This is a genomic window from Streptomyces sp. NPDC002446 (genome assembly GCF_053595675.1).
Genome location: NZ_JBSFYC010000017.1, coordinates 1 through 21009 on the forward strand (window position 1 = coordinate 1; position 21009 = coordinate 21009).

Consider the following 21009-nt stretch of genomic DNA (forward strand, 5'->3'; position numbering starts at 1 on the left):
CCCACCGGCCTTGGTGGTTAACTCGAAAACGGAGGGGCCTGGTGTGTGGACGTAAAGCGAAGCAGTCCACACACCAGGCCCCGGAGGACCGTCACCGGCAGCCGAACAGCCCCGCGCAGCGGCACCGCCCGCCGCAGGCGCAACGGCGACAAACCCCCACGGCGGGAAAGCCGAAAACGTGGGAGCCAAGCCAAGTGTCAGCGCAACCGATCTCGAACGAACCCCATCTCCGCCACCCGCTGTTCCCCGCCGCCGCCCTCATGGGCGTTGAACCGCCACACCTTCAGCCGCTTCTCGCCCGCGTAGTGGTGGTACGCGGCGAATCCCGTGGACGGTGGGACCACCGCGTCGCGCAGCGCCGTTCCGAAGAGCGCGGGGGCCGTGGCGCGGGCCGCGAAGTTCAGGCCGTCGAAGTGGTCGAGGGTGTGCAGGGCGGTGTCGACATGGCCGCGGGCGCCGGCGAAGTAGCGGGTGAGTTCGCCGTACGGGCCCTCGTCGGTGATGTCTATCGCCCGCCGGATGTGGGTCAGGAACGGCACATCGATCAGCGCGCCGGCCAGTCCGGCGACCAGCCCCGTCATGGCGAGGGCGAGGGCGCCGCCCTGGCTGCGGCCGGCGACCACGATCCGCTCGGCGTCCACCTCGTCATGGCCGCGTGCCGTCTCCACGGCCCGTACGGCGTCGGTGATCAGCCGCCGGTAGTAGTAGTCGTCCGGGTCGAGCAGGCCCTGGGTCAGTTTGCCGGGCACGCCCGGATTGCCGTAGCCGGCCGGGTCGGGGGTGTCGCCGGGACGGTCGGGGCCGCTCTGGCCGCGGGTGTCCATCACCAGCGTGGTGTACCCCGCGGACGGCCACAGCAGCCAGTCGTGCGGCAGCAGCCGGCCGCCGCCGTAGCCGAGATACTGCACGACGCACGGCAGCGGCCCGGCGGGCGTCCGCGGGGTCAGGAACCAGCCGCGGATGCGGTGCCCGCCGAAGCCGGAGAACACGACGTCGTAGCAGCGAAGGAGGGCGAGTTGGGCGTCGATCTCGGTGAAGCGGGGGGCGAGGTCATGGGTGCGGGCCTCCTCCAGGGTGCGCTGCCAGAAGGCGTCGAAGCCCGGCGGCTCGGGAAGCGGCGGGCGGTAGGTGCGCAGCTCGTCCAGGGGCAGGTCGGTGAACACGGAGAACCTCCGGGCCGTAGGGTGGCTTGCTGCCTGACGCCAACGGTGCCCAAGGGCTGGACATTTCAGACGAGAAATGTTCCAGGTTGGTCACCGAGTCCCTCAAAACCGAGTAAAGAAGCGATCATTTCCGCCATGAGCTTTCCTCCGCCCCCGCCGTCGAACCAGCCGCACCCGCCGAACCAGCCGCCCGGCAACCCGGGTGGCTTCGGCCCGCCGGCCGGCGGCTACGGTCCTGGTGACCAGGGCCAGGGCGGCTATGGCGCCGGTGGCTACGGTCCGCCCCCGGGCGGCAACCAGGCCCCCGGCGGCTTCGGCCCGACGGCCGGCGGATACGGCCCCCCGGGACCGGGCGGCCCGGCCGGCCCCGGAGGCTGGCAGCAGCCGCCCGGCCCGCCCGGCGGGGGCGGCAACGGCAAGGTCATCGCCGCGATCATCGGCGCCGGAGCCGTTGCGCTGGCCGCCGTCATCACCTTCGTCGTGATCGCCAACGACGATGACGACACCCACGACCGCGCCCGCCCGGCGTCCACTTCGAGCCCGAGCGCCACGCCCTCCGACAGCGCGTCCCCCACTCCCTCGCCCTCCGAGGCGACCTCCACGCCCACGCCCACCAGCAGCAAGATCCCCTTCTATCTGCTGAAGGTGGGCGACTGCTACGACCTCGCGTCGGACAGCGGCGGCAACAACGACGCGGCCTCCTGCAACGGCCCGCACGACGCCGAGGTCGTCACCACCCACCGCCTCGGCACCGGCCTGACCAGCGAGTCCGACATCAAGGACAAGGCGTCCGCGCTGTGCCGCAGCGAGCTGGAGCGCAAGGCGGCCCGGCAGCCCGCCGGGACCGCCGAGGGGACCTACGTCCAGTACCCCAGCCTCAAGGGCTACAAGTTCGGCATCAAGTCCGTCAGCTGCAGCCTGATGGGCAACCGCAGCGGCACCAAGAAGCTCACCAAGCCGCTGTCCTGAGCCGCACGGTCACCACCGTCGTCGGCACCCCGCTGTCCACGAGGCGGCCCTGATCGTCGAACGCATCAGGGCCGTCCGTCATGCCGAAGTCGTTGTCGTTGACGAGGGTGAGGGTGCGCCGGCCGCTGACCGCGATGCCCTCGATCTTCTCCGGGACGCCCCTGACCTTGCGCAGATCGACGACGAGCCGCTTGCGCAGTACCGGCGCACGGCCGGCGGACTGCTCCAGCGACGGGCTGGTCGCCGGGTCGTCCCAGCGGGAGCCGAGGATGTTCCGGCGCGCGTCCAGCCGGACGCGGTGCAGGCGGGCGGCCTTGTCGGTGCGCTCCTCCACCAGCAGCCGGTCGCGGCCCACCGCCACCACCGACGAGATCTTCAGCTCCGAGGTGTCGTCCTCGCCCGGGTCGACCTCGCCGACCGGGTCGAAGCGGTAGGCGTACTCGGCGGTCACCGCGCCCCTGGCGGGCGAGAAGCGCAGCAGCCGGGCCGTACGGGACGCTTCACCGGCCGCGGTGTCCGGGTGGGACAGCGGGCTCTGCACGGCCGCCACCAGATCGCCGTCCGGCAGCAGCGCAAGCCCCTCGAAGCCCCGGTTGACCGCGCGCTTGAGCAGCAGACCGGGCAGCGACTCCACGACCGGATAGTCCGTGCCGGTCAGCCGCAGCCCCCGGGGGACGTGGCGGGCCAGCACCCGGCCGGACGCCGCTACGTGCACCAGCGAAGGGCCGTACTCGTCGGCGAGCCAGAAGGTGCCGTCGGCGGCCCGCACCACGCCTTCGGTGTCCAGTCCGTTGGCGTCGTACGGCAGCGGCTGCCGCGCGTCGTAGGTGTACGGCGCCTCGTCCCGGCCGCGCTGGTTCGGCAGTCCGGTGACGGCCCTGCCGGAGCGGGTGGTGATCGGCCGCGCCTCCACGACGGTGACCCGGCCGCCGGACACCCTGATCCTCACCAGGGCGGGGTCGAAGCCCGGCACCGGGAAGGTCCGCCGCTTGGCGCCGTCCACCTTGATCTGGCCGTTGGGCCCGCGGTCGGTGACCGTCCAGAACTCACCGGGCCGGCCGGCGGGGAAGAGGTCGCTGCCGATGCCGCCCAGCTTCACCCCGCGGTCGTCGCCGACGCTGCCGGGCAGCAGCGCATTGCTGAACTCGCCCAGCGGGACCGCCGGCAGCCGCGCGGATCCGGTGACGGCGGCCGGCGGCGGGCCGGCCGCGGCCGTGGTCTGACCCAGCACCACGGCCGCGGTCAGCACCACGGCCGGCAGCGCCACCGCGAGCGTACGGCGCAGCTGACGTATCGACGACATCGAACCTCCAGGACGGACACCGGGAAACCCCCGGGAAACTCAGCCCTCCCAGCGTTACGGTGTCGCCCCAACGGCGGGTGAACCGCGGGCGATCAGCGGTCAAACCTGCTTGGCCGCCACGTCCGCGTCCGCATCCGGGACCTCACCCACCTCGGCGGCCGCCGGATCCAGCACCCGGGCCAGGAACGTCCTGGTCCGCTCGTGCCGGGGAGCGCCCACCACCTGCTCCGGAGTGCCCTCCTCGACGATCACCCCGCCGTCCATGAACACCACCCGGTCGGCGACCTCCCGGGCGAAGCTCATCTCATGCGTGACGACCAGCATCGTCATTCCGTCCCGCGCCAGCTCCCGCATCACCGCCAGCACATCGCCGACCAGCTCGGGGTCGAGGGCCGACGTCGGCTCGTCGAAGAGCATCAGCTCCGGATCCATGGACAGCGCGCGGGCGATCGCCACCCGCTGCTGCTGGCCGCCCGACAGCTGCGCCGGGTAGGCCGCCGCCTTGCCGCTCAGCCCGACCCGCTCCAGATTGGCGCGGGCGATCCGCTCCGCGTCGGCGCGGTCGCGGCGCAGCACCCGCCGCTGAGCGATCGTCAGATTCTCCAGTACGGTCAGATGCGGAAAGAGGTTGAAGGCCTGGAAGACCATCCCGATCCGCCGCCGGACCAGATCGATGTCCACGTCCGGGTCGGTGACCTCGGTCCCGGCCACCGTGACCCGGCCCGCGCTCGGCTCCTCCAGCAGGTTCACACAGCGCAGCAGCGTCGACTTCCCGGACCCCGAGGGTCCGATGACACACACCACCTCACCGCGGTCCACCGAGAAGTCGATCCCGCGCAGCACCTCCAGTTCGCCGAACGCCTTGCGCAGTCCCTGGACGTCGATGGCCTTCGCGCCCTCGGCGGCCGCGGCCTCGTCCGTCGTCACGTCGTTCACCTGGCCTTCGCCGTACGGGCTTCCAGCCGCCGGACCAGCTGGCCGAGCGGGAGGGTGATCACGAGATAGAGCAGCCCGGCGACCAGGATCGGGGTCAGGCTCTTGTGCTCATTGAGCGCGTCCCGGCCGAAGTTGGCCAGCTCGAACTGATGGAGCGCGAGCCCCAGCAGATAGACCAGCGAGGAATCCTTCGTCAGCAGGATCAGTTCATTGGTCAGCGGCGGCAGCACGATGCGGAACGCCTGCGGAATGACGATCGAGACCATGGCCCGGCCGTGCGACATTCCCAGCGAACGCGCCGCCTCCGTCTGCCCCTTGGGCACCGCCTGAATTCCGGCCCGGATGGTCTCCGCCATATACGCGGCGCCCACCAGGCCGAGCGACAGCATCACCGTGATGTTCATATCGAGCGCGACCTCGAAGGCCAGCGGCACACCGAAGCCCAGCGCGATGAACACCAGCAGCGCCGGGATACCGCGGAAGAACTCGATATAGGTGACGGCGATCCAGCGGTACGGCGGCACCGACGACAGCCGCATCAGCGCCAGTACCAGGCCGAGCGCGAGACCGAACCCGAATCCGAGCAGGGTGTAGAGGACGGTGTTGACCAGCGCCGTGGTGATGATGTCGGGGAACAGCGCCTTGGCGACCTCGACGTCGAAGAACGCCGCCCGCAGCTGGTGCCAGTCGGCGACCAGCGCGATGACCACCACGGCGACCACCAGGACGCCGTACTGCACGCCGCGGATCAGCCGCGCGCGCCGTCGTTTGGACAGAGCCATCAGGACCGGCCTCAGTTCTTCGGCGCGGTGCCGAACCACTTCTTGTAGATGCGGTCATAACTGCCGTCGGCCTTGGCCTTCTTGATGACCTCGTTGATCTTCTTCCGCAGTGCGTCATTGCCCGTCTTCACGCCGATGCCGTAGTGCTCACCGGTATTGAACTCGGCGGTGACCTCGGTGTCCGGGTTCTGCTTCACATAGTCGAAGAGCACACCGTTGTCATTGATACCGGCTTCGACCTGGCCGGACTTCACCGCGGTCAGCAGCAGCCCCAGATCCTCGAACTCCACCAGCTCGACGCCCTTGCCGTGGTCCTTGGCGTAGATGCCGCCGGTGGTGGCCTTCTGATATCCGAGCTTCTTGCCCTTGAGGTCCTCGACCTTCTTGAAGGACGTGCCCTTCTTCGTCAGCAGCGCCTGGGTGGCATTGAAATAGGGGTCGGAGAAATCCATCACCTTGTCCCGGGCCGGCGTGATCGTCATGCCGGCCGCGGCCAGGTCGCATTTGCGAACGGTGAAGTCCTGGCCGGTCTCGATGCCTTCGAAGGGCGTGTTGACGATCTCCTGCTTGACGCCCAGGTCCTTGGCGACCAGGTCCACCAGGTCCACGTCGAACCCGACGACCTTGCCGCCCTTCTTCACCTGGAACGGGGCGTACGGAAGGTGGGTGCAGGTCTTGAGCGTCCCGGAGGAGACCAGCTCCAGGCCGCCGGAGCCCTTCTTCCCGTCGGACTTGGTGCTGGTGCACCCCGCCAGGACGGCGACGGCCGCGGCAACGGCTATAACAGGCAATGCGGAGCGAGCGGACAACGGTCCTCCAGAGCGGGGTGAAGATCAACCAAGCAATGGGTGCTGCGATTGGCCTGCATCCTGCCACCGACCCGGGGCGCTGTCGCCGCCGCTGCGGTTGCGTCTGTGTAACGCCTTCGGCCCGCGTACGCGCCCGAACCGGCCACCGGTCCTGTTTCCGGCCGCCCGCTCAGCGGCCGCCGGCCTCCCCGCTCAGCGGCCGAGGCCGGGCCCGCCTCCCCGCTCGGCAGCCGAGGCCCCTCGCCCGCTCAGCGGCCGAGGCCGGCCGCCAGTTCGGCGATGACGTCCGGGCCCACCCGGCAGCAGCCGCCGATGAGCCGGGCACCGTCCGCCACCCAGCCGGCGACCCGGTCCGCAGCGAACGCCGGGTCGCCGCACCACGCCCGCGCCTCGGCGTCCCAGCTCTCCCCGCTGTTGGGGTAGACCACCACAGGCTTGCCGGTGACCTGCGCGGCCGTCCGCACCGCCCGGTCCGCATCGTCCGGCGCGCAGCAGTTCACCCCCACCGCGATGACCTCGTCGACGTCGGCGGCCAACCCGAACGCCTCCGCCAGCGGCTGCCCGGCCCGGGTGCGGTCCCCCGCGACGCTGTACGACAGATAGGCCGGCACCCCGAGCCCGCGGACCGCCCGCAGCAGCGCCCGTGCCTCGTCGGCGTCCGGCACCGTCTCCAGCGCCAGCACATCGGGCCGGGCCGCGGCCAGCACCTCCAGCCGCGGCCGGTGGAAGCGCTCCAGCTCCGCCACCGACAGGCCGTAGCGGCCGCGGTATTCGGAGCCGTCCGCCAGCATCGCCCCGTACGGACCCGCCGAAGCTGCCACATACAGCGGGCCGCCAACCCCGCCCGCCCGCGCCCGCCGGGCCGCCTCGCGGGCCAGCTCCACGCTCCGGCCGAGCAGCGCCGCGGCCTGCTCCGCGCCTATGCCGCGCCGCGCGAACCCCTCGAACGTCGCCTGATAGCTGGAGGTGATCGCGACCTGCGCCCCGGCCTCGTAGTACGCCAGATGCGCCTGTACGACGGCCTCCGGATCCTCGGCCAGCAGCCGGGCCGACCACAGCGCGTCGCTGAGATCGTGCCCGGCGGCCTCCAGCTGATTGGACAGCCCGCCGTCGAGGACGACCGGGCCCGCGGCGAGGGCGTCGGTGAGCGGCGGGGGTGTGCTGTCCATGGTGCGAAGCCTCTCGGTACGCGCTGCCGGGCGGAGGGTGAGCTCCCTGGTGATCTCCCTTCGGATCGTAGCGCCGGCCACTGACAACGCCCCCGGCGGCGCCTGGCCGCCGGCCCGCCGCGGTGCTCAGCCCAGCGACGAGAACACGAAGGAGAAGCGCGCCGGCGCCACCTCCAGCCGGTGTTGCGGCAGCACCCCCGGGCCGCACGACTGGCTGCCGATGCCGTGCTGCGCATGGTCGAGATGCAGCCACAGCTCCTCGCCGGGCCGCAGATCCGTGGTGTGCCGGGCCGCGGTCAGCTCCTCGTCGGTCCACCGGCGGGCGGTGAAGAAGAAGTCCGGAGCGCCCTCGATCCGCAGGCCCGAGCCGTCCGTACGGGTCAGCTGCGCCCAGCGCACCCCGGGCCGCGCGCCGTTCTCCTGCGGCCGGACGTACGGCGTCTGCATCGCGTCCACCGGCATCGACCAGCGGCCGACCCGTGCGGCCGCCCGGGTGTCCGGATAGCCCTCGCCGGGCCCGCCGCCGAACCACTCCGCGTGCCCCAGGCTGCCGCTCACCGACATCCGCACCCCGAGCCGCGGCAGCGGACCCGGCCAGTCGCCCTCGGGGTCGACGGTCAACTCCAGCCGCAGCAGGCCCCGCCCGGCCGTCCAGCGGTAGACCGTCCGCAGCGCCAGCGGCGATCCGGCCGACGCGACCCGGGTCCGTACCACCAGGGCGTCCGGGCCGGGTTCGACGGCATCGACGCGGTGCCGCATCCGGTGCAGACCGAGCCGCCGCCACTCGGTCGCCGGCCGCGGCTCCGGCTGCCAGGGCGCGGCCTCGTCGTTGTCGGTCGGCGCCCGCCAGACGTCCAGCCGGGGGCCGCCGACCGGTACGCCGTCCAGATAGCCGAGCGTCCCCGAGGTGGCGTCGAAGGTCCCCGGGCCGAGGAGGATCACATTGCCCTCGCCGCGGCGTGGCCGCGCGGTGGCCGCCGGGGGAGCGGCGACGGGGCGCGGGGCGGCCGGCAGCTGGCCCCAGGCGACCTCGTGCCCGGCCGGCGCCCACGCGGTGTCCTCGGCCAGCACGGCACACACCGTCCAGACCGCCTCCCCGCCGTCGGCCGTCCCTGGCGGCACCGCCGGCAGCTTCACCACGGCCGACTCACCCGGCGCCAGCGCCGGCACCTCCAGCCACCCCGCCCCGCGTCCCTCGCCCTCCACCTCGTACTGCCAGCGGAATTCGAGGTGCTCCAGGCCGGAGAAGTCGTACAGATTGGTGATCCGGACCGCGTCCGCGGCGCCGTCGCCGGTGGCCGCTCCCTCGATCCGCACCGGCTCGGCGACCTTCTTGTACTCGACAAGGCCGGGGGAGGGCACCCGGTCGGGGAAGACCAGCCCGTCGCAGACGAAGTTCCCGTCGTGCAGCTCCTCGCCGAAGTCGCCGCCGTAGGCGTGGAAGACCGCACCGTCCGGCGTCTGCTGCCGCAGCCCGTGATCGATCCACTCCCATACGAACCCGCCCTGGCAGCGCTCGTACTTCTCGAACAGCCGCTGGTACTCGCCGAGCCCGCCCGGCCCGTTGCCCATGGCATGCGCGTACTCGCAGAGCAGGAAGGGAAGTCCACGCCGCCGGGCGTCCAGGTCCGGGTCGTCCAGCGGCGCCTCGGTGCGCTGCCCGATGCGCTCCACCTCGGCGTGGTCGGCGTACATCCGGGAGTAGACGTCGGTGTCGGCGCAGCTGCGGTCGCCCTCGTAGTGCAGCGGCCGGGACGGATCGCGCTCGCGCATCCAGGCGGCCATCGCGGAGAGCCCCCGGCCCGTCCCGCACTCGTTGCCCAGCGACCACAGCACGATGCTCGGGTGGTTCTTGTCCCGTTCGACCATCCTGCGGGCCCGGTCGAGCAGGGCCGGCTCCCAGCGCTCGTCGTCGACGGGGTTGTCCCGCCAGCCCTGCTGGGCGAACCCGTGTGTCTCCAGGTCGCATTCGTCGATCACCCACAGCCCCAGCTCGTCGCAGAGGTCGAGGAACGCGGGGTGCGGCGGGTAGTGACTGGTGCGCACCGCGTTGATGTTGTGCCGCTTCATCAGCAGCAGGTCGCGGCGCATCGTCTCGGGGCCGACGGTGCGCCCGTAACGCGGGTGGAACTCATGGCGGTTGACGCCGCGCAGCAGGATCCGGCGGCCGTTGACCTTCAGCAGTCCGTCCTCGACTCGGACCGTACGGAACCCGATCCGCAGCGGGATCGTTTCACCGGCCGTGACCAGCTCCCCGTCGTACAAACGCGGCTGCTCGGCCGTCCAGGGACGCACGGCGGCCGTCGCGCTCTCCCCGGTCGCCAGATCGAGCCCCAGCTCCGGTACGGTCACCCGCCCGCCGGGCGCGCACTCCACGCGCAGGGTGCCCTGACCGGTGAGGTGATCGAATCCGGTGTGCACGAAGTGGTCGACGACCGAGCCCTCGGGACGGCGGTGGAGCGACACGCTCCGGAAGATGCCCGGCAGCCACCACTGGTCCTGGTCCTCCAGATAGCTGCCCGACGACCACTGGTGGACCCGCACCGCCAGCAGATTGCGGCGCGGCCGCAGCAGATGCCCGACCTCGAACTCGTGCGGCAGCCGGCTGCCCTTGAAGTGCCCCAGCTCCTGCCCGTTGAGCCACACCCGGGCGCAGGACTCCACCCCGCCGAAGTGCAGCACCGCGGGGCCTTCGCCCCATCCGTCGGGCAGGTCGAAGAGGTGCCGGTGGTCGCCGGTCGGGTTCTCGTCCGGCACCCGCGGGGGATCGACCGGAAAGGGGTAGGCGGTGTTGGTGTACGCGGGCGCGCCGAAGCCCTTGAGCGCCCAGGTGCCGGGCACCCGCAGATCGTGCCACTGGGCGTCGTCGAAGTCCGGCCGGGCGAACGCGTCGTCCTCGGCATCCGCGCGCGGCGACAGCCGGAACCGCCAGGCGCCGTGCAATGAGAGCCGGGCGGCGTCCGATCTCGCGTACCAGGCCCGCGGCGGCAGTGTTCCCCTGCCCGGCGAGCGGTCTTCGTAGTACGGGGGAGGGGGGTCGGTTCGGCCAGGGGGTTGCGGCGCGTGGTCGATGTCGTCGGCGGTCCGCGGGGCCCGTCCGTGCGACGGCTGCTGCGGCGCGTGCTGCGAAGTACCGGTCACTGGTCCTCCTGCTGCGGGCGACTTGCCTGGCGGCGGGGATTCGGTTCAGCGAATCACGCCCGGGGACACGGCGCAGCGGAATGGGGCGGATCGGGCCAGACGGGGCCGGCGGGCGCCGGGTCCGGCCGGCCCCGGGGACCGGCGGCCCGCTCCGGCCGGCCCCGCGCCCGCCCCTCACTCCTTGGCCGACAGCCCCGCCAGCGCGCCCGCCGGATCGTCCGTGGCCGGGCCCGCGGGCACCCACCGGCCGCTCTCCCTGCGGTACGGCCACCAGCGGCCGTCGTGCCCGTAGCGCAGCTGGGCATCGCCGCCGACCACGGTCCACCGGTTACCGGCGGCCCGCAGCCGCGGCCGCGCCTCGCCGTCCGCCCAGGCGGCCGCGAGCCGGTCGGCCGCCCGCGCCAGCTCCCCCGGCTCCGGTGTCCACTCCTCCTCCAGAACCGCGAGCCCCGCGGCACCGCCGAGCTCCCAGGCCCGTACCGCCAGCGCCAGGCCCTGCCGGTCGCGCCCCGAACCGGCCGCCAGGCGCGCCGCCGTCCCCTCCTCGGGACCGGCCGCGGCCAGCCGCACCGCATCCTGGGCGGGCGACAGCACGGGCGGCGGCGTATCGTCCGCATGCCCGGTGGAGAGCGCATCGGCCAGCATCCGCCGGGCGCGCGCCGCCGCGTCCTCGATCAGGAACTCCAGTGCGGTGACGGCCACTCCGGGCGCGGGCGGGGTGCCGCCGCCGAGCGCCAGGGCCGCGGCCCGACCGGCGACGGGCGGCGGTGGGGCGGGCAGCGGCGGCAGGATCTCGCGCGCCGCATACGCCTCGGCGGCCGGCAGCCCCGCGTCCGGCTCCTCGGCCCCCGCCCCCTGGGCCGTGGGCCCCGCCGCCCGCGACGCGCTGCGCGACTGCAGCTCGTCGAGGAGTTCCCGCTCGTCCCGGCCGCGCAACAGCAGCAGGACGAACGGGTCGTGGTCCAGCAGCCGCGCCACCTGGTAGCACAGCGCGGCCGAATGCGCGCAGTGGTCCCACGCCCCGCAGCTGCACTCCGACTCCAGGTCGCCGATGCCCGGCAGGAGTTCGATCCCGGCCGCGGCCGCGTCCTCGACCAGGGCCGGCGGCATGTCCCGGTCCAGCAGCGCCGCGATGTGCCCGGCCCGGTCCGCGACCAGATCCAGCAAGCGGTCCCAGTCCGCCGCGCCCAACTGCTGCAGCAGGACATCGGACCGGTGCCGCGTGTGGTCACGGTCCTGGACGACCGCGGTGATCCGCCCGGGACGCACCGACACCGCACCGACCGCACCGGCCCGCGCATGCCGCCGGCCCAGCTTGACCTGCTGCCCGTCGAGCGCGGAGTCCTCCAGCGCCTTCAGCCACGCCTGCCCCCACCAGCTCCGCGCGAAGGCCCGGCCGCGGGCCGCTGGCAGCGCGGCGAACGTCCGCTCGGGACCGGGCGTCCCGGCCGCCTCCGGGGCCCCGGCCCCGTCGTTCCCGGGTGTGTTCATCGCTCGCTCCCTCGCAGTGCGACCAGGTCCGCCAGCTCGGCGTCGGTGAGTTCGGTCAGCGCGGCCTCGCCGGATCCCAGGACCGCGTCCGCCAGGGCCTGTTTGCGGGAGAGCATCTCGGCGATCCGGTCCTCGATCGTGCCCTCCGTGACGAACCGGTGGACCTGCACCGGCTGGGTCTGCCCGATGCGGTACGCGCGGTCGGTGGCCTGCGCCTCGACGGCCGGGTTCCACCAGCGGTCGAAGTGCACGACATGCGACGCACGGGTGAGGTTCAGCCCGGTGCCCGCCGCCTTCAACGACAGCAGGAACACCGGCACCGCTCCCTCCTGGAACCGCCGCACCATCTCCTCGCGCCGGGCCACCGCGGTCCCGCCGTGCAGCAGCTGCGTGGGCACCCCCCGGGCCGCCAGATGCGCCTCCAGCAGCCGCGCCATCTGCACGTACTGCGTGAACACCAGCACGCTCGCACCCTCGGACAGCAGGGTGTCGAGCAGCTCGTCCAGCAGCTCGACCTTCCCCGAACGCCCGGCGGTCCGCACGGTCTTTGCCGACGGCGCGCCGCCTTGAGGGCCGTACTCCTTCAGATACTGGGCGGGGTGGTTGCAGATCTGCTTGAGCGCGGTCAGCAGTTTGACGACCAGCCCACGGCGGGCGAACCCGTCCGTCCCGGAGATCTCTTCGAGCCCCTCGCGCACCACCGCCTCGTACAGACCAGCCTGTTCCCTGGTCAGTGCCACGGCACGGTCGGTCTCCGTCTTGGGCGGCAGCTCCGGCGCGATGCCCGGATCGGACTTGCGGCGGCGCAGCAGGAAGGGCCGCACCAGCCGGGCCAGCCGCTCGGCCGCCGGGCCCGCCTCGGGGGACGCCGCCGCGCCGCCCTCGACGGCCCGCGCATAGCGCGTACGGAACCGGCCGAGGGGCCCCAGCAGTCCGGGCGTCGTCCAGTCCAGGATCGCCCACAGCTCCGACAGGTTGTTCTCCACCGGGGTGCCGGTCAGCGCCACCCGGGCCTTGGCGGGGACGGTCCGCAGCGCCTTGGCGGTCGCGGAGAAGGGATTCTTGATGTGCTGTGCCTCGTCCGCGACGACCAGCCCCCAGCCGACCTCCGCGAGCTTGGCGGCGTCCAGCCGCATCGTTCCGTACGTGGTGAGGACGAACTCGTCGCCGGCCAGCGCGGCCAGGCTGCGCCGCCCGGAGTGGAAGCGGCGCACCGGCGTGCCCGGCGCGAACCGCTCGATCTCCCGTTGCCAGTTGCCCATCAGCGAGGTGGGGCAGACCACCAGCGTGGGACCGGCCGCCTGAGGGAGGCTCTGCCGGTGCAGATGCAGCGAGATCAGCGTGATGGTCTTGCCGAGCCCCATGTCGTCGGCGAGGCAGGCGCCCAGCCCCAGCGAGGTCATCCGGTGCAGCCAGCCGAGCCCGCGCACCTGGTAGTCGCGCAGCGTCGCGGTGAGCCCGGCCGGCTGCCGTACGGGGACGTGCCCGGCGCCCTCGGGGTCGGCGAGCCGGTCGCGCAACCCGGCCAGCCAGCCGGAGGCCTGCACCTCCACCCGCCCGCCGGCCTCGTCCTCGGCGGTTCCGGTGAGCGCGGCGCCCAGCGCATCGAGCGGTGTGACCTTGCGGTCCGTGCGGTCCCGGGCGGCCCGCACCGCCTCCGGGTCGATCAGCACCCACTGGCCGCGCAGCCGGACCAGCGGCCGCCCCGCCTCGGCGAGCCGGTCCAGCTCCGCCCGGCCGACCTCCTGATCGCCCACCGCGAACCGCCAGCTGAACGACAGCAGCGCATCCGCGGACAACAGGGACGGCAGCCCCGGCTCCGGGCCGTCCACCCCGTCGGCGTCCCCCGCGCCGGCCGGCCCCACCACGGCACGGCTGGTCAGCGTGCGCGCCAGCGCCTTCGGCCAGTGGACCTGCACCCCGGAGGCGGCCAGCGCACGGGAGGCCGGCCCGAGCAGCTCGGCGACCTCCTCGTCGGCGAGCTCCAGCGCGTCGGGCACCGCCGCGGACAGCAGCGGGGTGAGCGGTGCCCAGGCGTCGGCCGCACGGCGCAGCGTCAGCAGGGTGTCCATCCGCGCCCGCGGCCCGAACGCCTGCCCCGCCGGCGACGCCCCCGCCCACACCTCGGCGGCGTCCGCGACCAGCGCCGGGTCGGTGGGGCTGTGCAGCTGGAGGACAGCGACGAAGGCGAGGGGGGACTCGCCCGGCTCGTCGGTGTCGGCGCTGCCGGGATCCCCGGTGGCGCCGCCGGGTATGCGCGAGGTATCCAGGGCGCCCGGTTCGTCCAGCCCTCGGACCTCCACCCGCAGGGAGATCCGTACGCCCGCGTCATGGCCGGCGGCGACCTCCGCGGCCCAGGCGCGCTGCTCGGGGATGTGCTGCGGCGCGGACGCCGCGAAGGCGGGGGCGCCGGTGACCAGCGCGGCGGCGGGGGAGCGCGGCAGCCCGTCCGCCACCGCGTCGAGGAAGGCCCGTACCTGCCGCTCCGGATCGGGCAGCGCCACCGGGTCGGTGTCCGGGAGCGGGGCGGCGTGCGCGTACGGCGGCATCGCGGCGGCGAGTTCACGCAGCCGCTCGATGTCCCCCGGGTCGAGCGGTCCCGTCCGCCAGGCGTCGAACCCGTCGGGGCTCACCCCGGGCAGCAGCCGGCCGCGGGCCGCCAGATGGAGCGCCAGTACGGCCGCGGCTCCCCAGAAGGCCGCCGCCGGATGGGTGCCCCGGCCGGCCCGCGCGCGGGTGAGCACGGGCACCGCGTCGGCAACCGGCACCACCAGGGCCGGGACCTCGCACACCACGACGCCACCGTCCTCGTCGGGCAGGACGACGCTCAGGTCCTCGCGGTGTCCCGGGCTCTCCAGGTCCTCCGGGTTCTCCAGGGGCGTGCCCGCCACGGGTTCGCCGTCGGGGCGCCAGAAGGCCACCCGCCCGGCGCGTGGCGGATCCGACGGCAGGAAGACCGCTGCACAGCGGGCGAGTTCGGCGAGCTGAGCGGGTGTGACCGCGGGAAGCGAGGGCACTGGGTCTTGGACTCCTCAAGTTTGACTACTGACGCCTGGAGCGCCCGAGGGTACAGGACCGCAGCGCCGTTCAGGGAACCTGCGACGCGAAAACGGCGTTCAATGGAGTACACAGAGCGCGGCGGGCGCCGCGGAAGGGACGTGAAGGATGTCCACACAGGCGAAGATCGCCATCGGCGGTGTCGCGGTGGGAGTGATCATGCTGTGGCTGCTGCCCTTCTGGGCGGCCGTATTGATCATGGTCGGAGTCCCCGCCGTCGCGTATCTGGCCCTCGACTCCTCCCAGCGCCGCCGTCTGCGCCGGGCCGGCCGCAAGCAGCTCGGCCGCTGAGCCGACGGGCCCCGCCGGCGGCCGGGGCCCGCGGCGGTCCGGCGACCGGCGTGCTCAGACCGGCCGCGCCGCCAGCTCGTCGAGCGACGACAGCAGACCGGGCAGTTCGGGCCCCCGGCCCACGGGGTGCACCTCGCCCGGCTCCTCGTCGAGCAGTACGAACGCGATGTCGTCGGTACGCGCCACCATGCTCCAGCCGGGCCCGTCGACCCGCAGCGTACGCGCCTCCCCCGCCGCGAACGACGACCGCACCCGGCCCGGCGGCGGCGGATCGGCCACATAACCACGGGCCTCGCGCAGCACCCGCCGCACCCCCTCGTGCACCTCGTCCCCCGGCGCCGCGAAGCTGACGTCACCGTCCACCTGCTCGCGCCACGCCGCCCACTGCAGCGCGATCTCGTCCGCACCGAGCCGCCGTTGGGCCGGACCCCACTGCGCGGCGTCCGGTGGCGCGAGCGGCGCCGGATCGCCCTCCTGGGGCTCCGGATCGTGCGGCTGCGGCACACCCGGCGCCGACACGGCGAGGGCGAGCGGCCATCCGGGGAGCGCCGCGACGATGCTGTTCTCCCCGGGCGAGAGGTCGTACTCCATACCGCAGTCCCAGGCCGCGATCGCGCAGGCCACCAGCGACACGTCCTCCGTCGCCACGGTCCAGCGCGCGCCGGAGCCGTCCTGGCCGAGGACCAGCCCATAGCCCTCGGCATACGGTTCGAGACCGAGGCCCGCGCACACCTCCGGATAGTCGTCGCCGAGCACGCTCGGAAACTGGGCGGGCGTGAGCAGCACCGCCGTCAGCACGAACAACTGGTCGTTGTCGGCGCTCTCGGTCGTGGGCACGCGGCCTCCCCATCCGGTCCGTCGCGGAGTACGTCGGCGCACCCTAATGGGGTTGGTGGGAGCTTGTCACCAGCCATACGCTGCGCCTATGTGTTTCTACAGCCGCCGGATGCACTTCGTGTGCCTGAGCTGCCGGACCGCCTGGAAGAAGACACCGACCGGTCCGGGACCCGGCTGCTGCCCGCAGTGCCGCGGCGAGCTGATCGACGCGGGCGCCGATCTCGCGGTCCCCAAGCGGCGCGACACGGCGGGCTGGCGCGCCCTGGAGGCGGTGCTGCGCGCGGGCCTGACCTTCCACGGCGGATGCTGCGGCACGGGCCCCGGCTACCGCCCGCGCACCCCGCGCGAGGTCCGGGAGCGGCTGGCGCTGGCCGCACGCACCGGCATGCCGGTACGGCGCGCACTGGCCGTCCGGGATCCGGCGGCGGCCCCCTGAGGCGGCCAATTCCAGCCAACCGCCACCCGATCTGGCGCCCGTCGCCATCCTTCAACTACGGCCCCCGCCCCTAAAATTGTCCCTTCGGCGATCGAAGGGACGGGTGTCAGGTGCGGCGCTACGACTGGCTGAAGGAGATCCGGCGGCTCGACCCGGAGCGCGACTTCCTGCGGATCTACCGCATCATCGCGACCCATGAATTCCCCTGGGACATCACCAGAGCCCTGGAGCTCGCGCTCTACCGCACCTACGCCGTGCCCAGCATCGGCCGACTGCTCGCCGAGACGGCCGAGCTGACGGACCGCACCCAAAAGCGCTATGACGACACCGCCCTCCTCCTGGACACCGTCCTCGAACACGGCTTCGACGGCGACGACGGCCGGACGGCGATCCGCCGCATCAACCAGATGCACCGCAGCTACGACATCACCAACGAGGACATGCGCTATGTCCTGTGCACCTTCGTGGTGATGCCCAAGCGCTGGCTCGACGCATACGGCTGGCGCCGCCTGACCTCGCATGAACAGCAGGCCGTCGCCGCCTACTACCGCACCCTCGGCCGCCATATGGGCATCACCGAACTCCCGCAGACCTACGAGGACTTCGAGCAGTGCCTCGACGCCTACGAGGCGGCGCACTTCGGCTGGGACGAGGGCGCCCGACGGGTGTCGGACGCCACCTTGGACCTGATGGCGGGCTGGTACGGACCGCTCGCCCCGGTGGTGCGCGGCGCGAGCATGGCCCTCCTGGACGACACGCTGCTCAAGGCCTTCCGCTACGAGCCGCCCAAACCGGCCGTCCGCAAGGCCGTACGCACCGCCCTGAAGCTGCGCGCCAGGGCCGTACGGCTGCTGCCGCCCCGCCGCACCCCGCGCTACGCCCGCCAGAACCCGGAGATCAAGGGCTACCCGAACGGCTTCCGGGTGGCCGAGCTCGGCACCTTCCCGGCCTCGCGCCGCACCGGCAGCTGCCCGGTCCCGCACGGGGAGGGCACGGCGGCGCCCTGAACCAGGGGCCCGACGGCCGGGTCCGGCTCCGGTCCGTGGTGGGCGGGCGCACCCAACTCCGCTCCCGGAGAACGGGGTTCAACCACGGCGGACCGCCAGCGCCAGATAGCGCTCGTCCGCGTCCTCGTACCGGATCAGGTCCCAGCCGCTGCCGCTCAGGACGGGCCGCAGATTCGGCTCCGCCCGGAGGTCGTCCGGGGTGATCGGGCGGCCCTTGCGCGCGGCGAGGGCGGCTCGCCCGATGGGGTGGAAGAGGGCGAGGCGGCCACCGGGGCGCACGACCCTGGCCAGTTCGGCGAGCCCGGCCGCCGGGTCCGGCAGATGGGACAGCAGACCGGCGGCGAAGACCGCGTCCAGCGCGGCGTCGGGCAGCGGCAGCCGGGTCACATCGGCGAGCAGCAGCGCCGCGAGTCGGCCGCGCCCGGCCCGCACGGCGGCCTGCAGCATCTCGGGGGTGAGATCCGCGCCCAGCACCGTGCCCCGCGGGCCCACGGCCTCCCGCAGCGCGCTCAGCGCGCGTCCCGTACCGCAGCCGGCGTCCAGGACCCGGTCGCCCTTCCGGAGGCCCACTTCGGCGACGCCTGCCGCATAGGCGGGGCCGTCGTCCGGGAACTTGGCGTCCCACTCGGCGGCGCGTGCCGCGAAGAACGCGCGGACTTCGTGCGGCCGGTCGGCGTGGTGGTCGGTCATCGGGCTCCTCCGGTTGCGGTGCGACGGGCGGCGAGGGCGGCGGTGATGGCGTACAGGACGCCGGCGACGACCAGCGCCACCACGACGCCGAGGTTCATGGCGCCCAGCGTGCCCCGGGCCGCACTGTCGGTGAGCAGAAAGCCCACCAGAGGGGCGATATGGGGATCGGCCGAGGTGACCAGGCCCAGCCCCACGACGGTGGCGGCGGCGAGCGAGAGCACGGCCGGCCAGCCCGGGGACCGTACGGTCAGCAGGTCGAAGCCGGTGTGCCGGCGCCGCCACTGCTCCACCAGGAAGACCGCCGTCCACGCGGCCATCGCCACCCCGATGACGGACAGGAACGCCTGGAACGTGGCGAAGAACCCCGGCGAGACGAACAGCACGTACCAGCCGCCGACGGCCATCAGCACACCGTCCACCAGAACCGCGAGGTGCCGGCGGACCGGGATGCCCAGCGCCAGCATCGACATGCCCGAGCTGTAGATGTCCATGATCGCTCCGGAGGCGAAGCCCCCGATGGCGGTGAGCAGATACGGCACCAGGAACCAGGTCGGCAGCTCTGCCGCGAGGGCGCTCACCGGGTCGGCCGCCGCGGCCCCGGCGAGCTCCGGGTCACCGGCGTTCAGCAGCACGCCGAAGACCAGCAGCACCAACGGGGGCAGCACCCCGCCCAGCGTGGTCCATCCGGTGATCGCCCGGCCGCTGCTCGCAGCCGGCAGATAACGGCTGTAGTCGGCGCCGCAGTTGACCCAGCCCAGCCCCAGGAGGGTCATCGCGAACACGATGCCGCCGACAAAGGTGCCGAGGTCGCCGGAGGGGCCTTTCCCCAGGGTGGACGGATCGATGCGGTCGGCCATCAGCAGCATGTACACCGCGGTCAGTACGGTGATGGCCGCGGTCAGATACTTCTGCACCCGCATGATCAGCGCGTGCCCGAAGATCCCGACGACCACCACCGAGACGGCGGTCACCGCGAAGCACAGCGCCTGCGCGGCCGTGGTCGGCGTCCGCCCGTCGGCCTGGGCGAAGGTGCCGGGCGCGACCCGCGCCAGTATCACCGCGCCGCCCAGGGAGGAGAGGGCGACCAGTACGGTCTCCCAGCCGACGTTGGAGACATAGCTGAACAAGGCGGGCAGCTTGTTGCCCCGGAGACCGAAGGACGCCCGGCCGATGGCCATGGTGGGCGCGCCCGTACGCGCCCCGGCGACCGAGACCAGCCCTACCAGCAGGAACGAGAGCACATAGCCGAGGGCGCCGGCGACGATCGCCTGCCAGGGACTGAGGCCGAGGCCCATCAGGTAGATCCCGTAGGCGATGCACAGCAGCGACAGCCCGGACGCGGCCCACGGCCAGAACAGGGACCTGGGCGTGCCGTGCCGCTCGGACTCCGGCACCGGATCGATGCCGTTGCGCTCCACGGCGCCCGCCGAGGCGCCCGCCCCGGCCGGTGGCCCGAGCCGCTCGCGTGCCTGCTGCTGCGTCATGGCCACATGATCCCGCACGGACACCGATTCCGGGGAACGCCTGTGCGGAGGCCCAACTACCACGGATATCAGGGTCGGTGGGGTTCTTGATCGGAAATGGCGACGGCTTTCGCGAACGGCAGGACATCCCGGTCGGCGGCAGGTACGGTCCTCGCCATGGATTTCGGACGGCGCTCTGCCGCCGAAGGCTCCTCTCGTCGAGCCATGCATCCGTACACCCCGTGACGCGCAGGACTCCGCATCCCTGGAGGAGACGGCCCATGAACGCCGCACCAGGGGCCCCGGGCGGTGCAGCCCCGGCCCCCGACCCCGAACTCGCCCTGAAGATCTTAGTCGCGGGCGGTTTCGGCGTCGGCAAGACGACCCTGGTGGGCGCGGTGAGCGAGATCCGCCCGCTGCGCACCGAGGAAGGGCTTACCGAGGCGGGCGAGACGGTCGACGACACCGGGCCGGTGGCACGCAAGTCCACCACCACGGTGGCGATGGACTTCGGCCGTATCACCATCAGGCAGGGGCTCTCCCTCTACCTCTTCGGCACCCCCGGACAGGACCGGTTCTGGTTCCTGTGGGACGACCTGTCCGAGGGCGCGCTGGGCGCCGTGGTGCTGGCCGACACCCGTCGGCTGCAGGACTGCTTCCCGGCGGTGGACTACTTCGAGCGGCGCGCGATCCCGTTCCTGGTGGCCGTCAACTGCTTCGCGGAGTCGCGGTCCTACGGTGCCGACGAGGTCGCCCGCGCGCTCGACCTGGACCGCGGGACCCCCGTGGTGCTCTGTGACGCGAGAGACCGTGACTCGGGCAAGGAGGTGCTGGTCCGGCTCGTCGAGCACGCCGGGCGCCGGCACTCCGCCCGGGTGCCCGCCCCGGTGGGCTGAGCCGGTGCCCGCGGCGGTGCGATGAGCCGCGGCCGGACGCGGCGCGGACACCGGACGGCCCGCGCCACGCACGCCCTCAGTCCGCGAGCTCCGCGACGGCGACGACCTTGTCGATCTCGACCCGGACCACCACCTCACCCGGAACGCCGTTGCGCGCCCCGTACTCCTCGGCGCGGTCCTCGCCCATGTAACGGGCCGCGATCCGGCTCGCCCAGCGGCGTACCTCGGGCAGATCGTCGCTGATCTCCGCGGCCCCCTGCACGACCACGAAGGAGAACGGCGGCCGCTCGTCGTCGACGCACAGCGCCACCCTGCCGTCGCGGGCCAGATTGCGGCCCTTGACCGTCTCCGCACCGGTGTTGAACACCAGCGCATCGCCGTCCACCAGGAACCACACCGGGGCGACGTGCGGACTGCCGTCAGCCCGTACGGTCGCCAGCTTGCCGGTGCGGGTGCCCTCGGAGAGGAACCGCTGCCACTCGTCCTTGTTCATCTTGTGTGCCATGGCGGCATCCTCTCCGCGCGGTCGCCTGTGCGCCGTGTGGCACGCCGGGCAGCAGGGCCGCTTG

At 73.1% G+C, this 21009-nt stretch carries 18 protein-coding genes; 5 read left to right on the top strand and 13 right to left on the bottom strand.

The annotated features are described in order from the left end of the window. Nucleotides 1-197: 197 nt before the first annotated feature. Nucleotides 198-1163 carry an acetylxylan esterase gene (locus tag ACWD6P_RS12660; RefSeq protein WP_451444055.1) on the bottom strand — a complete coding sequence of 322 codons (966 nt, stop codon included), beginning with the start codon at nucleotides 1161-1163 and terminating at the stop codon, nucleotides 198-200. A gap of 135 nt (nucleotides 1164-1298) precedes the next feature. Between ACWD6P_RS12660 and ACWD6P_RS12665 the strand changes: the two genes are divergently transcribed. Further along, nucleotides 1299-2132 (top strand): hypothetical protein, encoded by an 834-nt coding sequence (locus ACWD6P_RS12665; protein WP_451444056.1) that lies wholly within the window; start codon nucleotides 1299-1301, stop codon nucleotides 2130-2132. On the opposite strand, the gene ACWD6P_RS12670 is transcribed toward ACWD6P_RS12665, so the two are convergent. The 8 genes from ACWD6P_RS12670 to ACWD6P_RS12705 all read right to left on the bottom strand — a co-directional run bounded on the left by ACWD6P_RS12670 (nucleotide 2113) and on the right by ACWD6P_RS12705 (nucleotide 14780). After that, nucleotides 2113-3435: an esterase-like activity of phytase family protein gene (locus ACWD6P_RS12670; protein ID WP_451444057.1), complete on the bottom strand. Its 1323-nt coding sequence runs from the start codon at nucleotides 3433-3435 to the stop codon at nucleotides 2113-2115. The genes ACWD6P_RS12665 and ACWD6P_RS12670 overlap by 20 nt on opposite strands. Before the next feature lie 99 nt (nucleotides 3436-3534). Continuing rightward, complete coding sequence (locus ACWD6P_RS12675) at nucleotides 3535-4371, bottom strand: amino acid ABC transporter ATP-binding protein (protein WP_451444058.1); 837 nt, start codon at nucleotides 4369-4371, stop codon at nucleotides 3535-3537. Continuing rightward, on the bottom strand, nucleotides 4368-5153 hold the full coding sequence (locus ACWD6P_RS12680; RefSeq protein WP_451444059.1) for an amino acid ABC transporter permease: 786 nt from the start codon (nucleotides 5151-5153) through the stop codon (nucleotides 4368-4370). The genes ACWD6P_RS12675 and ACWD6P_RS12680 overlap by 4 nt, the downstream gene beginning before the upstream one ends. 11 nt (nucleotides 5154-5164) lie before the next feature. After that, nucleotides 5165-5962: a basic amino acid ABC transporter substrate-binding protein gene (locus tag ACWD6P_RS12685; protein WP_451444060.1), complete on the bottom strand. Its 798-nt coding sequence runs from the start codon at nucleotides 5960-5962 to the stop codon at nucleotides 5165-5167. Between the two features lie 248 nt (nucleotides 5963-6210). Beyond that, nucleotides 6211-7131: a homocysteine S-methyltransferase gene (gene mmuM / locus ACWD6P_RS12690; RefSeq protein WP_451444061.1), complete on the bottom strand. Its 921-nt coding sequence runs from the start codon at nucleotides 7129-7131 to the stop codon at nucleotides 6211-6213. A 126-nt stretch (nucleotides 7132-7257) separates the two neighbouring features. Further along, nucleotides 7258-10272, bottom strand: coding sequence for a glycoside hydrolase family 2 TIM barrel-domain containing protein (locus ACWD6P_RS12695; protein WP_451444062.1), 3015 nt, complete (start codon nucleotides 10270-10272; stop codon nucleotides 7258-7260). A gap of 174 nt (nucleotides 10273-10446) precedes the next feature. Continuing rightward, nucleotides 10447-11763: an SWIM zinc finger family protein gene (locus ACWD6P_RS12700; protein ID WP_451444063.1), complete on the bottom strand. Its 1317-nt coding sequence runs from the start codon at nucleotides 11761-11763 to the stop codon at nucleotides 10447-10449. Continuing rightward, a complete protein-coding gene (locus ACWD6P_RS12705) occupies nucleotides 11760-14780 on the bottom strand; it encodes an SNF2-related protein (RefSeq protein WP_451444064.1) in 3021 nt (1006 codons plus the stop codon). Before ACWD6P_RS12705 ends, ACWD6P_RS12700 begins: the two co-directional genes overlap by 4 nt. A 148-nt stretch (nucleotides 14781-14928) precedes the next feature. On the opposite strand from ACWD6P_RS12705, the gene ACWD6P_RS12710 reads away from it, so the two are divergent. After that, nucleotides 14929-15111, top strand: a complete 183-nt coding sequence (locus tag ACWD6P_RS12710; RefSeq protein ID WP_451444065.1) for a hypothetical protein — start codon at nucleotides 14929-14931, stop codon at nucleotides 15109-15111. 54 nt (nucleotides 15112-15165) lie between these two features. On the opposite strand, the gene ACWD6P_RS12715 is transcribed toward ACWD6P_RS12710, so the two are convergent. After that, nucleotides 15166-15948 (bottom strand): hypothetical protein, encoded by a 783-nt coding sequence (locus ACWD6P_RS12715; RefSeq protein WP_451444066.1) that lies wholly within the window; start codon nucleotides 15946-15948, stop codon nucleotides 15166-15168. A gap of 88 nt (nucleotides 15949-16036) precedes the next feature. Between ACWD6P_RS12715 and ACWD6P_RS12720 the strand changes: the two genes are divergently transcribed. Together ACWD6P_RS12720 and ACWD6P_RS12725 are read left to right on the top strand one after the other, a co-directional pair. Continuing rightward, nucleotides 16037-16384 carry a hypothetical protein gene (locus tag ACWD6P_RS12720; RefSeq protein WP_451444067.1) on the top strand — a complete coding sequence of 116 codons (348 nt, stop codon included), beginning with the start codon at nucleotides 16037-16039 and terminating at the stop codon, nucleotides 16382-16384. A 110-nt stretch (nucleotides 16385-16494) separates the two neighbouring features. Then, entirely contained in the window at nucleotides 16495-17391 is an 897-nt protein-coding gene (locus ACWD6P_RS12725) for an oxygenase MpaB family protein (protein WP_451444068.1), read from the top strand. A 78-nt stretch (nucleotides 17392-17469) separates the two neighbouring features. Here ACWD6P_RS12725 and ACWD6P_RS12730 read toward each other — a convergent pair whose 3' ends face one another. Both ACWD6P_RS12730 and ACWD6P_RS12735 read right to left on the bottom strand, forming a co-directional pair. Beyond that, a complete protein-coding gene (locus tag ACWD6P_RS12730; protein WP_451444069.1) occupies nucleotides 17470-18081 on the bottom strand; it encodes a class I SAM-dependent methyltransferase in 612 nt (203 codons plus the stop codon). Continuing rightward, nucleotides 18078-19565 carry a purine-cytosine permease family protein gene (locus ACWD6P_RS12735; RefSeq protein ID WP_451444070.1) on the bottom strand — a complete coding sequence of 496 codons (1488 nt, stop codon included), beginning with the start codon at nucleotides 19563-19565 and terminating at the stop codon, nucleotides 18078-18080. Before ACWD6P_RS12735 ends, ACWD6P_RS12730 begins: the two co-directional genes overlap by 4 nt. Nucleotides 19566-19825: 260 nt before the next feature. Between ACWD6P_RS12735 and ACWD6P_RS12740 the strand changes: the two genes are divergently transcribed. After that, the gene (locus tag ACWD6P_RS12740; RefSeq protein ID WP_451444071.1) at nucleotides 19826-20440 is read left to right on the top strand and encodes a GTP-binding protein; all 615 of its coding nucleotides are present in this window, start codon (nucleotides 19826-19828) and stop codon (nucleotides 20438-20440) included. Between the two features lie 76 nt (nucleotides 20441-20516). Here ACWD6P_RS12740 and ACWD6P_RS12745 read toward each other — a convergent pair whose 3' ends face one another. Further along, nucleotides 20517-20945, bottom strand: coding sequence for a PPOX class F420-dependent oxidoreductase (locus ACWD6P_RS12745; RefSeq protein WP_451444072.1), 429 nt, complete (start codon nucleotides 20943-20945; stop codon nucleotides 20517-20519). Nucleotides 20946-21009 lie beyond the last annotated feature (64 nt).

Coding starts and splice junctions, on each gene's coding strand:
- ACWD6P_RS12700 (WP_451444063.1), bottom strand. CDS start 11,763: ATGAACACACCCGGGAACGACGGGGCCGGGGCCCCGGAGGCGGCCGGG.
- ACWD6P_RS12670 (WP_451444057.1), bottom strand. CDS start 3,435: ATGTCGTCGATACGTCAGCTGCGCCGTACGCTCGCGGTGGCGCTGCCG.
- mmuM (WP_451444061.1), bottom strand. CDS start 7,131: ATGGACAGCACACCCCCGCCGCTCACCGACGCCCTCGCCGCGGGCCCG.
- ACWD6P_RS12710 (WP_451444065.1), top strand. CDS start 14,929: ATGTCCACACAGGCGAAGATCGCCATCGGCGGTGTCGCGGTGGGAGTG.
- ACWD6P_RS12745 (WP_451444072.1), bottom strand. CDS start 20,945: ATGGCACACAAGATGAACAAGGACGAGTGGCAGCGGTTCCTCTCCGAG.
- ACWD6P_RS12680 (WP_451444059.1), bottom strand. CDS start 5,153: ATGGCTCTGTCCAAACGACGGCGCGCGCGGCTGATCCGCGGCGTGCAG.
- ACWD6P_RS12720 (WP_451444067.1), top strand. CDS start 16,037: ATGTGTTTCTACAGCCGCCGGATGCACTTCGTGTGCCTGAGCTGCCGG.
- ACWD6P_RS12665 (WP_451444056.1), top strand. CDS start 1,299: ATGAGCTTTCCTCCGCCCCCGCCGTCGAACCAGCCGCACCCGCCGAAC.
- ACWD6P_RS12730 (WP_451444069.1), bottom strand. CDS start 18,081: ATGACCGACCACCACGCCGACCGGCCGCACGAAGTCCGCGCGTTCTTC.
- ACWD6P_RS12740 (WP_451444071.1), top strand. CDS start 19,826: ATGAACGCCGCACCAGGGGCCCCGGGCGGTGCAGCCCCGGCCCCCGAC.
- ACWD6P_RS12735 (WP_451444070.1), bottom strand. CDS start 19,565: ATGACGCAGCAGCAGGCACGCGAGCGGCTCGGGCCACCGGCCGGGGCG.